Annotated in this window: 12 protein-coding genes; 5 read left to right on the top strand and 7 right to left on the bottom strand. The window is 67.0% G+C overall.

The genetic code is table 11. The features are described 5' to 3' along the window. Positions 1-240: 240 nt before the first annotated feature. Together U4Z31_RS30840 and proP are read left to right on the top strand one after the other, a co-directional pair. Positions 241-1,308 carry a porin gene (locus U4Z31_RS30840; protein ID WP_321812313.1) on the top strand — a complete coding sequence of 356 codons (1,068 nt, stop codon included), beginning with the start codon at positions 241-243 and terminating at the stop codon, positions 1,306-1,308. Positions 1,309-1,845: 537 nt separating this feature from the next. Beyond that, positions 1,846-3,315 carry a glycine betaine/L-proline transporter ProP gene (gene proP / locus U4Z31_RS30835; RefSeq protein WP_321803823.1) on the top strand — a complete coding sequence of 490 codons (1,470 nt, stop codon included), beginning with the start codon at positions 1,846-1,848 and terminating at the stop codon, positions 3,313-3,315. A gap of 79 nt (positions 3,316-3,394) precedes the next feature. Here proP and U4Z31_RS30830 read toward each other — a convergent pair whose 3' ends face one another. The 4 genes from U4Z31_RS30830 to U4Z31_RS30815 all read right to left on the bottom strand — a co-directional run bounded on the left by U4Z31_RS30830 (position 3,395) and on the right by U4Z31_RS30815 (position 7,458). Further along, positions 3,395-4,219 (bottom strand): alpha/beta fold hydrolase, encoded by an 825-nt coding sequence (locus U4Z31_RS30830; RefSeq protein WP_321812312.1) that lies wholly within the window; start codon positions 4,217-4,219, stop codon positions 3,395-3,397. Positions 4,220-4,539: 320 nt separating this feature from the next. After that, positions 4,540-5,892 (bottom strand): TRAP transporter large permease, encoded by a 1,353-nt coding sequence (locus U4Z31_RS30825; protein ID WP_044847171.1) that lies wholly within the window; start codon positions 5,890-5,892, stop codon positions 4,540-4,542. Between the two features lie 4 nt (positions 5,893-5,896). Continuing rightward, positions 5,897-6,475 (bottom strand): TRAP transporter small permease, encoded by a 579-nt coding sequence (locus tag U4Z31_RS30820; protein WP_321812311.1) that lies wholly within the window; start codon positions 6,473-6,475, stop codon positions 5,897-5,899. After that, a complete protein-coding gene (locus U4Z31_RS30815; RefSeq protein WP_124646702.1) occupies positions 6,472-7,458 on the bottom strand; it encodes a TRAP transporter substrate-binding protein in 987 nt (328 codons plus the stop codon). The genes U4Z31_RS30820 and U4Z31_RS30815 overlap by 4 nt, the downstream gene beginning before the upstream one ends. A gap of 556 nt (positions 7,459-8,014) precedes the next feature. On the opposite strand from U4Z31_RS30815, the gene U4Z31_RS30810 reads away from it, so the two are divergent. Beyond that, positions 8,015-8,209, top strand: a complete 195-nt coding sequence (locus U4Z31_RS30810) for a hypothetical protein (protein ID WP_124489389.1) — start codon at positions 8,015-8,017, stop codon at positions 8,207-8,209. 142 nt (positions 8,210-8,351) lie between these two features. On the opposite strand, the gene U4Z31_RS30805 is transcribed toward U4Z31_RS30810, so the two are convergent. The 3 genes from U4Z31_RS30805 to U4Z31_RS30795 all read right to left on the bottom strand — a co-directional run bounded on the left by U4Z31_RS30805 (position 8,352) and on the right by U4Z31_RS30795 (position 10,827). Beyond that, on the bottom strand, positions 8,352-9,032 hold the full coding sequence (locus U4Z31_RS30805; RefSeq protein WP_044847167.1) for a GntR family transcriptional regulator: 681 nt from the start codon (positions 9,030-9,032) through the stop codon (positions 8,352-8,354). A gap of 239 nt (positions 9,033-9,271) precedes the next feature. Beyond that, complete coding sequence (locus tag U4Z31_RS30800) at positions 9,272-9,979, bottom strand: pirin family protein (RefSeq protein ID WP_321812316.1); 708 nt, start codon at positions 9,977-9,979, stop codon at positions 9,272-9,274. Positions 9,980-10,062: 83 nt separating this feature from the next. Continuing rightward, positions 10,063-10,827, bottom strand: coding sequence for an SDR family NAD(P)-dependent oxidoreductase (locus tag U4Z31_RS30795; RefSeq protein WP_321812310.1), 765 nt, complete (start codon positions 10,825-10,827; stop codon positions 10,063-10,065). Positions 10,828-10,966: 139 nt separating this feature from the next. On the opposite strand from U4Z31_RS30795, the gene U4Z31_RS30790 reads away from it, so the two are divergent. Further along, a complete protein-coding gene (locus tag U4Z31_RS30790; protein WP_321812309.1) occupies positions 10,967-11,884 on the top strand; it encodes a LysR family transcriptional regulator in 918 nt (305 codons plus the stop codon). 213 nt (positions 11,885-12,097) lie between these two features. Then, positions 12,098-12,502, top strand: coding sequence for a nuclear transport factor 2 family protein (locus tag U4Z31_RS30785; protein ID WP_321812308.1), 405 nt, complete (start codon positions 12,098-12,100; stop codon positions 12,500-12,502). Positions 12,503-12,620 lie beyond the last annotated feature (118 nt).

Raw genomic sequence — 12,620 nt, 5'->3', positions numbered from 1 at the left:
AACCGGTCGCTCTGAATGACGCGGCCGGCACCGGCCGCACCCGACACTGTCGACACACGCGCGTTCGGGCGCCCATCCCCGCCCTGAACGCGTCGCACGCGGCCGCCACCCGGCCGCGCACGTGCGTCCCGCCGCGCCCCACCCTGCGTGCGCGGCTCATGCGACGGACACCGCCACGCGGGCATCCGCCGCATCCCCTTGTTCGATGCATCGACGTACAACAACACTGGAGACACCTCAATGAAAAGCAGAATCGTGATCGGTTGCGCAGCGCTGGCAGGCGCGCTGGCCAGTAGCAGCGGCTTCGCGCAGAGCAGCGTGACGCTGTACGGCAACCTCGACGCCGCGCTGCTGTACACCAGCAAGACACGCGACGCGGCCACCGGCGCGAACGCCGGCCATCAGTTCGCGATGACCGATACCGGCATGACGCCGACGACGTTCGGGATGACCGGCACCGAAGATCTCGGCGGCGGCCTCAAGGCGAAATTCCAGCTCGAGAGCGGCTTCGCCGTCACCAACGGCGCGTTCGCGCATTCGAACGGCAACTTCTTCGGCCGCCAGGCGTGGGTCGGGCTCGACGGCGGGTTCGGCACGGTCAAGGCCGGCGTGCAGTATTCGCCGTTCCTGCTCGCGATCTTCGATTCGGATCCGCGCAGCTTCTCGCACTTCGGCAGCGGGCTGATCAACTACGTCGACAACGTGCTGGTGACGGGCCTGTTCAACCCGAACGCCGTGTCGTACACGAGCCCGACGATCGCCGGCCTCACCGGCAGCGCGATGTTCGCGTTCGGCGGCAAGGCCGGCGACTTCCAGGCCGGCCGCCAGTATTCGGCGAGCCTCAAGTACGAGCACGACGGCTTCATGATCGACGCCGCGTTCTACGATGGCAACGACGGCACCGACCCGACGCCGACGCCGAGCACCGTCGCGTTCGTCGGGCGCACGATCGGCGCCGCCTACCGCTTCGGCCCGGTCACCGCGAAGGCGTCGTTCACGAGCTACAAGGTCGGCGGCTCGTTCAGCAACAACGTGTACGGCGGCGGCCTCGACTACCAGGCGACACCGGCCGTCGACCTGAACGGCGGCGTCTGGTTCACCAGCGATCGCAACGACACGGCCAATCACTCGCTGCTCGCGGCGATCGGCACGACCTACAGCCTGTCGAAGGCGACCGCGCTGTACGCGCAGGTCGCGATGGTCAACAACCACGGTGCGATGAACACCGGGCTGGGGATCACCAACGCGCTTTACGCGGTCACCGGCACGACCGTCGGCGCGAACCTCGGGATCCGCCATATGTTCTGATGCACGGGCGGTGGAGACTGCATCGAACCACCGCCCCGATGCATTCGCACTCCGAATCGTTTTTCGCCGAGTCCGGCCTGCAGCGATGCATCCGGTTCCGGCGCGGCTTCCGTTGCGGGCGGATGCGCGTGCGACGCTCCGGCCGCCCGTCACGTCCGTCTTGCCCGTCACGCCGACACGCCCACACGATCCGCACCGTGCCGCATCCGTCCACGCCGTGATCGCGGCATAGACCGCCGCCGTCGCAACCCGTACCGCCTTGCCGCCGCACACGCGCCGCCGCGCGGCATGGCGACTTGCCCGCCTGCGCCATCCGTGTCGTTTTCGACCGGTTTCCGGGCGCATGACCGATAGTCCGTGTTCCCCGTTTCTCTACACTGATTCACACCAACCCACTTGCCTGGTGTCGCGTGCCGCGCGCCGCATCACCGACATCATGGCGATCCCGAGACAACCGCCTTCGTCCCCGACGGTCCCGCGCCCGCCTCGCCGCGCACCCACTCGGCCGGCCGCGAAGGCGCCTTCCAGGAGCGTTCATTGAGTTCATCGCAAGCGCACCCCGCGAAAGCCCGGTCTTCGCGCAAGGCCCTCAAGCTGGATGACATCACGATCGTCGACCCTGCCGTCCTCAAGCGTGCGGTCGGGGCCATGGCGTTCGGCAACGCGATGGAATGGTTCGACTTCGGCGTCTACAGCTATATCGCCGTCACGCTCGGCAAGGTGTTCTTCCCGTCCAGCAGCCCGTCCGCGCAGCTGCTCGCGACCTTCGGCACGTTCGCGGCCGCATTCCTCGTGCGCCCGCTCGGCGGCATGGTGTTCGGCCCGCTCGGCGACCGCATCGGCCGCCAGCGCGTGCTCGCCGCCACGATGATCATGATGGCCGTCGGCACCTTCGCGATCGGCCTGATCCCCAGCTACGCGTCGATCGGCATCATGGCGCCGATCCTGCTGCTCGTCGCGCGCCTCGTGCAGGGCTTCTCGACGGGCGGTGAATACGGCGGCGCCGCCACCTTCATCGCCGAGTTCGCGACCGACAGGCGCCGCGGTTTCATGGGCAGCTTCCTCGAGTTCGGCACGCTGATCGGCTACACGCTCGGCGCGGCCACCGTCGCGATCCTGACGGCGACGCTGTCGCAGGAAGCGCTGCTGTCGTGGGGCTGGCGCGTGCCGTTCTTCATCGCCGGCCCACTCGGCCTCGTCGGCCTGTACGTGCGGCTCAAGCTCGAGGAAACGCCCGCGTTCAAGAAGGAAGCCGAAGCGCGCGAAGCGGACGAACGATCGCGCCCGAAGCAGTCGTTCGGCACGCTGCTCGTCGAACAGTGGAAGCCGCTGCTGCAGTGCGTCGGCCTCGTGCTGATCTTCAACGTGACCGACTACATGGCGCTGTCGTACCTGCCGAACTACCTGTCGGCGACGCTGCACTTCAACGAGACGCACGGCCTGTTCATGGTGCTGCTCGTGATGGTGCTGATGATGCCGATGACGCTCTACGCGGGCCATCTGTCGGACCGGCTCGGCCGCAAGCCGGTGATGATGTTCGGCTGCGTCGGCCTGCTCGTGCTGTCGGTGCCCGCGCTGCTCTTGATCCGCACCGGCGGGATGCTGCCGGTGTTCGGCGGGATGCTGATCTACGGCACACTGCTGTCGACCTTTACCGGCGTGATGCCGTCCGCGCTGCCCGCGCTGTTCCCGACGCGGATCCGCTACGGCGCGCTCGCAATCGGCTTCAACGTGTCGGTATCGCTGTTCGGCGGCACGACGCCGCTCGTCACCGCGTGGCTCGTCGATCGCACCGGCGACCTGATGATGCCGGCCTACTACCTGATGGGCGCATCGTTCATCGGCATCGTGTCGGTGCTCGCGCTGCGCGAGTCCGCACGCCGGCCGCTGCCCGGCTCCGCACCGTGCGTCGCGAGCCGTGCGGAGGCGCAGGACCTGATCCGCCGCGGTGCCGACGCGGGCCGCGTGCGCGACCGCCAGTTCACGCCGGTCGGCGAACGCGCATGACGCGGTAACGTCGCAACGCAAGTCGTTGCGTCGTCACGCGATGCCGCGCGGCGCCCGCCGCCGGCATCGCGTGCGGCGTTCAGCCCGCCGCGAGCTGCTGCTCGTCGAACCAGTCGAGCAGCGTCCGCGTGACGAACGCGGGATTCTCCAGGTTCGAGATATGGCCGGCGTCCGGCACCAGCGCATGGCGGCAGCCGATCACGCTCGCCATCTTCACCGTCTCCGACGGCGGGCGCGCCATGTCGCCCGCGCCGCACATCAGCAGCGTGCGTTCGGCATCCAGCCCGGCGAGTGCGGCGAGCGTATCCGGCCGCCCGAAGATCAGCCGGCCGAGCGGGACGATCGATTCCCGCAGCCGGTCGGCCGGGAGGTTCGCAAGCGCCGCGCGAAAGGCGCGCGGCACCGGGTCGGCCAGGTTCACGTCCGGCCGGAAGAACAGCGGCACGATCGCATCGAGCAGCGGCGGCGCGATGCAGCCGGCGGCGGCGATCGCGTCGAGCATCCCGAAGTAGCGCAGCCGCGTCGCGTCGGGTTCGGCCTCGAGCGACGCGTCCATCAGCACGAGCGAGCGCACGCGCTGCGGTTCGCGCAACGCGAGCCGCGCGCCCCACATCCCGCCGACGCTCAGCCCCACGACCGCGCACTGCCCGATCTCCAGCGCATCGAGCAACGCGCTCGCGTGCGCGGCGAGATCGTCGAGCGTCTGCGTGCCGGCAGGCAGCGGGCCCGACGCGCCATGTCCCCACAGGTCCGGCACGATCACGCGATACCGGCTCGACAATGCGTCGATCTGCGGCGCCCACATCGCGGCATCCCACAGATAGCTGTGCCCGAACAGCACCGGAAATCCGCTGCCGTGATCCTGGTAATGCAGGGTGCTGCCATGAACGATGTGTGCGGGCATGTCGTCTCCGGATGTCAATGCGGTGGGCGGTGAGCGGCGGCCCGGCAACGGGCGTCGCGATCCGCGGCGTTCTGCGACGAACGCGAAGCGGCGAATCATCGCACAGGTTGCCGCCGTTGCGGGTGACTGCCGCGCGTGCCGCGACGCAGCGCATCGCGCACTTGCGCCGCGCGGCCGGCACGACGCCGATCGCGCGACGCGGCCGGCGCCGGTGCGGCCGCCGCGATGGCGCGCCACGCCGCGCGTGAAGCAACCGCCGACATGACTGCGGCGCCGGACGACCTCGGATCGTCCGGCGCCGCGACGGGTGAAACGCGCGCTCAGAACACCGCGTGCCCGCTGATGAGGCTCGGCAGCCAGGTGGAGAAGAACGGCATGTACGTGACGATGTTGATCGCACTGAAGATCGCGAGGTAATACGGCCACGCCATCTTCGTCGTCTCGCCGATCGACACGTTGCCGATCGCGCAGCCGACGAACTGCACCGAGCCGATCGGCGGGTGCACGAGGCCGAGCGAGCAGTTCAGCAGCAGCATGATGCCGAACTGCACCGGCCCGACGCCGCATGCCATCGCGATCGGCAGGAACAGCGGCGTCGTGATCAGGATGTGCGCGGCCATGTCGACGAACGTGCCGAGGAACACCTGGATGATGTTGATGTACAGCAGCATCAGCCACGGCGCGGCGGTCGACTGCTTGAGCAGCCCTTCGATCGCATCCGGAATCTCCAGGTACGACATCTGGAAGCGCAGCATGTTGGACACGGCGATCAGCAGCAGCACGACGCCCGTCGTGCGCGCCGCATGCGACAGCGCGCGCCGCAGCTTCTCGGCCGTCAGCGTCCGGTAGACGAGCGCGGTCAGCACGAGCGAGTACACGACGGCGATCGCGGCGGCTTCGGTCGCGGTCGCGATCCCCTTCGCGACACACACGAGAATGATCGCGATCACCATCAGGCCCGGCACCGCGCCGACGAAGCTGCGCAGCACCGCATACCAGCCCGGGAACGACGGCAGCGCCGACGAACCGTCCTCGCGGCGCGGATAGCCGTGGCGCACGGCCTGCCAGTATGCGGCCGCGAGCACGAAGCCCATCACCCACAGCACCGGCAGGAGGCCGGAGAACAGCAGGTCGCCGATCGACACGCCGCTCACCGGCTGGCCGTGCAGCACCCCCGTGATCCCCTGCGCGGCGAACGCGTAGATGATCATGTTGGTCGACGTCGGCATCAGCGCGCCGGCGAGCGACGCGTGGGTCGTCACGTTGACCGCGTACGCCGCGCTGTAGCCTTCGCGCTTCATCAGCGGAATCACCACGCCGCCCATCGCGGAGGTATCGGCCGTCGGCGAGCCCGACACGCCGCCGAACAGCGTGCACGCGACGACGTTGGCCATCCCGAGGCCGCCGCGGAAATGGCCGACGGTGGCCTGCGCGAAGCGCAGGATCCGGTCCGCGATGCCGCCGTGCAGCATCAGCTCGCCGGAGAAGATGAAGAACGGCACCGCGAGGAACGAGAACGCGTTCATCCCCGAGATCATCGCCTGCATCGCGGTCGCGATCGGCAGCCCTTCGACCAGGTAGGTCAGCACGCAGGAAATGCCGAGCGCGAACGAGACCGGTACGCCGAGCACGAGGAAAACCAGAAAACTGACGGACAGGATCGCGAGTTCCATGGCGTTATTGTCCCGACGAAGAACGACGAAGCGCGAGCAGGTGCTCGAGCGAGAAGAGGATGATGGCGATCGCCGCGGGAATCGTGATCAGGTAGCGCACGCCTTCGGGCAGCCCGATGATCGGAATGCGGTCGCCCATCGTCTCCGCGGCCATGCTGCCGCAGCCGACCATGATCGCGATCGCGAACGCGATCAGGCTCAGGTGCTGGATCGCGATCACCACGGTACGCGGGCCCGGCGACAGGCGCCGCACGAGCGAGTCGAGGCCGATATGGCCGCCGTCGCGCACCTTCATCGCCGCGCCGAACATCGCGATCACAATCACCAGCAGCAGCGCGATCGGCTCGACGAAGTCGGGCGCGTTCTCGAACGCATAGCGCATCACGACCGCGTAGAACACCAGCACCGTGAGCGCGGCGAGACACAGCGACGCGACCACGGCCAGCGCGCGGAACAACAGGTCGTTCATGCAGCGCAGGCGCGGCGCCGCCGCATGCGGCCGGCACGGCGCCGCACCGTCCGCGGCAGCCGCGTCCGATGCGCCTACGGTCGCCGCGCCGTTCAGGGAAGCGCGACGGGTCACTTGGTGGCCTCGATCTCGTCGACGATCTGCTTCATCTGCGGCGTCTTCTCGTACTTCGCCCACAGCGGCTGCATCGCCTTCACGAATGCCGCGCGGTCGACCTGCGCGGCCGGCAGGATCTTCGCGCCGCCCTTCGTCACCGTCTGCTGCGCCGATGCCTCGCGCGCGGTCCACAGCTTCTGGTAGTACGGCACCGAATCGGCTGCTGCCTTCCTGATCGCGGCCTGTTCCTGCGGCGACAGCGTGTCCCAGATCTTCTTCGAGAACACCAGCACTTCCGGCGTCATCGCGTGCTGCGTCTCCGAGTAGTCGGGCGCCACCTCGAAGTGCTTGGTTTCCTCGTACGACGGCAGGTTGTTTTCCGCCGCATCGACGAGGCCCGTCTTCAGGCCCGTGTAGACCTCGGCGAACGGCATCGGCGTCGGCGTGCCGCCCATCGCCTTGATCTCGTCGACCATCAGGTCCGATGGTTGCACGCGCACCTTCAGCCCCTTCATGTCGGCCGGCGTGCGCACCGGGCGCTTCGCGTAGATCGAGCGCGCGCCGCTCTCGTAGAACGTCAGCGCGATCATCCCCTTCGCCGCGAACGCGTCGAGGATCTTCTGGCCGGCCGGGCCGTACATCGCCTTGCGGAAATGGTCGACGTCGCGGAACAGGAACGGGAACGACGGGATCAGCGACTCCGGCACGATCTCGTTGAACGACGCGCCGTTCACGCGCGCCATGTCGATCGCGCCGATCCGCACCTGGTCGACCGTGTCCTTCTCGGAGCCGAGCGCGCTGTTGCCGAACACCTTGATCGAGTCCTTGCCGCCCGTCAGCTTCGACAGCTCGTCGCCCATGTACTTGACCGCCATGTTGGTCGGGAAGCTGTCGCCGTGCACGTCCGCCGAGCGGAACACGCGGGCCTGCGCGGACACCGCGAAGCCGGCCATCAGCGCGACGGCCAGGGCGGTACGGGAGCGGGTGAATCGGTGCTTCATCGTCAGTCTCCTTGATGGTTGTTCGTCGTCTGGCGGCGATCCGGGCGGCTTGCGCATCAGTCGGGGCACGGCCTTCGCTGAATCGCAGTCATACGTTGTATGACGTGTGGAAGCGAATGTACGTCGGTTAATCGTTTAACTCACTTGGTGCATACCCTATAGGCGCTTCTGTAGCGGGTTTTCGGCGAGGCAAAGGGAAAAGCCTTCTCTGTTCAGCGCGTAGCCGGCGAAACGTTTTCCGGAGATGAGGCTGCGTTTGACCCGGCGCGGTGACGTGTCGTTTTCCGGAGCCGGATACTCTCTTTCGTTTCTATTTCCATAGTCATAGGATGACTGACTGCCGTCGGCGATGGCTGGCTCGAGGCGGGCGCCGTCGTTGTAATGACGACGTGACGATGCCGATGCCCGCGGTCATGCGGAGCGTCGCGTCATCGTTGCCGGCGTGCCTGCTCACGCATGCTGGCGGCACCGCGCGTCGACCACGGCGCATGCCGTCGCGGCAGGCACGCGCGATGCGCGCTTGCCGCGACATCGAAAACACGCAAGGAGGTGTGCGATGCAGACGACCAGAACGCCGGCGGGACAGCGTCAGGACACGCCGTTGAATCCGGGCGACGAAGGGCCGCCCGATGCACCGGGCGTCGGCGAGGATCTATGCGGCGTGTGCCGCGGCACCGGGATGGTCGAAGGACAGCCATGCGCGGTGTGCGGCGGGACGGGCAAGGTATTGCAGGGGATCGGTGGCGGCTAGACGGTCAAACGGAAGCGATACGTGCAGGCCGCCTTCGGCGCCGTGGGGCGCCCGGACGAGCCACGGATCGCATGCGACCGTGCTGCAACGCCGCGATTGACCGGAATCGGGTATCCGCGCGGCGCGCGGCGCGCGAACGACCTCAACGCCCAAGCCGCCGGTCCCGCAGAAACGCATTCAACTCGCCACCCGCATGCTCGATGTGGCGCTTGAGCAGCGACGCCGCCGCGCGCGCATCGCCCTTGCGGCACAGCGCGACGAGTTCCGCGTGCTCGGATTCGGCCACGTCGCGCGCGGCCTCGGACAGCGACAGTTGTACGCGCGTGTAGCGGTCGGTCTGCTGCAGCAGCGACGCGACGATCGCCGCCGTCTTCGGCTGGTCGGCGCGCGACAGCAGCAGATGATGCAGTTCGGTGTTCAGTTCGCCCCAGCGGCCGGACTGGCTCGCGTGCAGCACTGCGCTGTATTCGTCGAGGATCGCATCGAGCCGCGCGAAATCCTCGGCGGTCAGCTTCGGAATCGACTTTTTCAGCAGCACGGGCTCCAGCAGCGCGCGCAATTCGAACAGTTCGGTGATGTCCTCCGGCGACAGCTCCGACACGATCGCGCCCTTGTGCGGCAGGATCTTCACGAGCCCTTCACTCTCGAGCTGCACGAGCGCTTCGCGCAGCGGGATCCGGCTGATGCCGAGCTCGGTCGCCAGCGCATCCTGGCGAAGCTGGTAGCCGTCGACGTATTCCCCCGTCAGGATGCGGCGGCGCAGTTCATTCGCTGCGGCTTCGGCGCGCGTGGCGTAGACAAGAGCGGGGCGTTTCTCGTTCATGTTGCGGTTCGGACTGGGGATGGCGGTCAGGCAAGCGCCGACGCGGCGCTGGATATTGCATACTTTCTACGATATTAGCAGAGCGGCCTTGCGGGCGAGCGTCGGCGGTCGCCGCCACAGGCGACGTCGGCATCGACGTCCGGTGTTCCCGCAATACGGCCACCGGACGCCGGCGCGCTTTCTCGAAGTCGGCACGGCAATGAACCAGGCTGCGGCCGCGCGCTGATCGAGCATGCGCCCTAGCATAAGCGCTCGACGATCATGACGTCCGTGTCGTCCCGCGCCCGCAACATGAGCCACGTTTCATCGCGAACGGCAACACCGTCGCGTTGCGCCAGCCTGATCGGCCCTACGTCCAGCCGGCCATGATCGACAACCAGATAAGCAGAACCGGGCATCGGCAACGCGTGCCGCAACGCCGTGCCTTCACGCAGCGTCGCGATACGCACGCGTGCATCGGCGTGAATCGGCAACGCGCCGGCGCGGACATCCTCCGGATCGCCGCTCGCCAGCGTCACGAATCGGCCCTCGCGACATCCGGACGAACAGACACGCGTCGCACAGCGCGGTGTACCGCCAGGTGTGCGCGGACGCAGCCGGATCTGGAAGTGCCGCGCGGGCATATTCTCGTCGTTGCGCTCGGCGTGATGGATCGCCGTGCCGGCACTCGTCACGTGGACGGAATCGGCGACCAGACGCACGCGATTGCCCGCGTCGTCTTCATGCGTGATGGCGCCCGACCGCACCCACGTGACGATCTCGACGTCGCGGTGGGCATGCGGGCCGAGGCCCGAGTGCGGCGCGAACTCGACGTCGCTCAACATGTAGAGCGGACCGAGCGGCGCATCGTCGGCGCGCCCGGATTCGCCGACGCGGAAATGCTGGCGAATGTCGACACGGCCGCGCCGGATTGCGCCAAGCACAAGAAAAGGCCGATGTTCAATCATGACGGAGCCCGGTTCGAGCACGCCGGGCGCGGATCGCGATCGTCGCAGACGGCGTCTTCCGCACCCGCGCGCCGTGGCTGCGCTCAGATCTGCTGCTGGCCGCCATCGACGAACAATTCGATGCCGTTCACGAAGCTCGCGTCGTCCGAGGCCAGGAACAGCGCCGCGCTCGCGATCTCGCCAGGCTCGCCGAGGCGCCCCATCGGGATCTGAGCAGCCAGATAATCGGCGAGACCCTGGCGCTGCGCGACATCGTCACCGGCGAGATCGAGCAGACCAGGCGTGCGGGTCGCGCCCGGGCTGATCGTGTTCACGCGGATGCCGCGTTCCTTGAGATCGAGAATCCAGCTGCGTGCAAAGGCCCGCACCGCTGCCTTCGAAGCCGAATACACGCTGAACGCCGCGGTGCCCGCGCTGCCCGCCGTCGAGCCGGTGAGAATCACCGAGGCACGCTCGGCAAGCAGCGGCAGCGCTTTTTGTACCGTGAACAGCACGCCCTTCACGTTGCGCTCGAAGGTGTCGTCGTAGTGTGCTTCGGTGATGCTGCCAAGCGGCAGCATCGAACCGCCGCCGGCGTTCACGAACAGCACGTCGAGGCGGCCCTGTTCTTCCCTGATCTGCGCATACAGCGCGTCGAGCTCATCGAGCTTGGTGGAATCCGAACGTACGCCGGTCGCCTTGCCGCCGGCTTCGCGAATGCCCTTCACGGCGGCATCGAGTTCGGCCTGTCGGCGGCCCGTGAGATAGACGTGCGCACCTTCGGCCGCGAAGCGCTGGGCGGTGGCGAGACCGATGCCGCTGGTTGCGCCGGTGACGAGTGCGATCTTGTTGTCGAGTTTGCGTGCCATGGTATTGCTCCTTTCGTTGGGTCGGTGTGGGGTTTCGTTGCATCGCGTACTGCGATGTGAGGAGAATATCGACGGCCTCATCTTTTCGAAATAGAATTGATTGCAAACAAACGTTGCAAAAATGCAAAGATGAGGGAAGATGGCTCAACTACCCGATTTCGAGGGGCTCGCGATGTTCGCGAAGGTGGCCGAGCACGGTTCGTTTGCCGCCGCGGCGCGCGCGACCGGCGTGTCGGTCGCGACCGTCTCGCGCGGCGTGGCCCGCCTGGAGGACCGGCTGGGCGCGCGGCTGTTCAATCGCACGTCGCGTCAGCTCTCGCTCACCGAGTTCGGCCGCACGATCAGCGAGCAAGCCGGCGAGATCTATCGCCAGGCCGAGGAGGCGGAAAGCTCGGCACGCGAAATGTCGGTGCGGCCACGCGGGCTGGTGCGTCTGGCCGTGCCGATGTCGTACGGGCTGCGCTGGGTCGCGCCGCTGCTGCCGGGCTTCTTTCGCGCGTATCCGGAAGTGTCGATCGACCTGCATCTGTCGGATGCGTCGGTCGATCTGGTCGCCGACGGGTTCGACGCCGCGCTGCGGATCGCCGCGCTTCCGGATTCGTCGCTGGTCGCGCGGCGGCTGTGCGCGGTGACGCAATTCGTGGTGGCGTCGCCGGAATATCTGACGCGTGAAGGACGGCCCGCCCATCCGCGGGAACTCGCGGATCGTCCTTGTCTCTCGTACGCGTACCGCGCGCGTAGCGCCGTATGGCGCTTCACGAACGACGCAGGCGAAGAAGAGCCGGTGATGCCGGCGGGCCCGCTGCGCGTGACGAACGCCGATGCGCTGTTGCCCACGCTGCTCGCCGGACTGGCGATTGCCGAACTGCCCGAGTTCATCGCGGGCGATTACCTGGCCGATGGTCGTCTTGAAGCGATCCTGACCGACTGGTCGCTGACGAAGGGCGGTGTTTACTTCGTCACGCCCTCGGCGCGCGCGCGGCCCGCGAAAGTCGCGGCGCTGTCGGATTATCTTGCCGAGCACCTTTCCGAGCCGACCTGGCGATGGCCGAAATGATGTGTCGGCGCGGTTGACCAGCCGGCGTCCATCATTGCATTCATGCAACGATGGTTTTCAAACGATTCCGTTTCGCAAATATTGTCCGGACCGTATTCTCCTTTCCACCGGCTGCACGACATCACGCTGCAAGCCGCCATGCAGCAGATGGCGACTGCGCTGACGACGCGCCTGCAATGAATCGCTTCCATTCACGCTTTTATCGAGCCGATCATGAACAACGCCAAACAACTGCTTTTCGCTTACCTCGAATCGATTCGCGATCCACGCGCGGCTGGCGCACTGTTTGCCAACGACGGTGTGCTGGAACTGCCGTATCTCAAGTCACTGGGTATCGACGCACGCGCGCAGGGGCCCGGTGCGATCGAAGCCTTCATTGCCTCGCTGCTCGCGAAAGTGCCGGATTTTGCGTTCAGCAATGTGCGGCTGCTGATCGAAACGCCCGAGCAGGTATTCGCCGAATATGAAGTCGAAGCGCTCGTTCCATCGACGGGGAAAATCTATCGCCAGTTGTACGCAGGGCGGCTGGTGGCGCGCGACGGCAAAATCCTGCTGTTGCGCGAAGCACTGGATACGATGGCCGCGGCACACGCATTCTCGGCGGCGCAATCCGCTTGAAGCGATGACGATGAAAGGCCGCTCGAGCAATCGAAGCGGCCTGCCGATGTTGCATCCCGACCGGCGCTTCTGGCCGGTAGACGTCACCGTCATATAGAATGACGCGCTTTGCCCGCAC

Origin of the sequence: Burkholderia sp. BCC1985 (genome assembly GCF_905339915.1) — a bacterium.
Taxonomy (GTDB): Bacteria; Pseudomonadota; Gammaproteobacteria; order Burkholderiales; family Burkholderiaceae; genus Burkholderia.
The sequence above is the reverse complement of the archived record's forward strand: the minus strand, read 5'-3'. Positions and strand labels throughout refer to the sequence as shown.

Excerpts from the sequence above, each read along its gene's own strand:
- U4Z31_RS30840 (WP_321812313.1), top strand. The coding sequence starts at position 241 with ATGAAAAGCAGAATCGTGATCGGTTGCGCAGCGCTGGCAGGCGCGCTG.
- U4Z31_RS30830 (WP_321812312.1), bottom strand. The coding sequence starts at position 4,219 with ATGCCCGCACACATCGTTCATGGCAGCACCCTGCATTACCAGGATCAC.
- U4Z31_RS30825 (WP_044847171.1), bottom strand. The coding sequence starts at position 5,892 with ATGGAACTCGCGATCCTGTCCGTCAGTTTTCTGGTTTTCCTCGTGCTC.
- U4Z31_RS30815 (WP_124646702.1), bottom strand. The coding sequence starts at position 7,458 with ATGAAGCACCGATTCACCCGCTCCCGTACCGCCCTGGCCGTCGCGCTG.
- U4Z31_RS30810 (WP_124489389.1), top strand. The coding sequence starts at position 8,015 with ATGCAGACGACCAGAACGCCGGCGGGACAGCGTCAGGACACGCCGTTG.
- U4Z31_RS30805 (WP_044847167.1), bottom strand. The coding sequence starts at position 9,032 with ATGAACGAGAAACGCCCCGCTCTTGTCTACGCCACGCGCGCCGAAGCC.
- U4Z31_RS30800 (WP_321812316.1), bottom strand. The coding sequence starts at position 9,979 with ATGATTGAACATCGGCCTTTTCTTGTGCTTGGCGCAATCCGGCGCGGC.
- U4Z31_RS30795 (WP_321812310.1), bottom strand. The coding sequence starts at position 10,827 with ATGGCACGCAAACTCGACAACAAGATCGCACTCGTCACCGGCGCAACC.
- U4Z31_RS30790 (WP_321812309.1), top strand. The coding sequence starts at position 10,967 with ATGGCTCAACTACCCGATTTCGAGGGGCTCGCGATGTTCGCGAAGGTG.
- U4Z31_RS30785 (WP_321812308.1), top strand. The coding sequence starts at position 12,098 with ATGAACAACGCCAAACAACTGCTTTTCGCTTACCTCGAATCGATTCGC.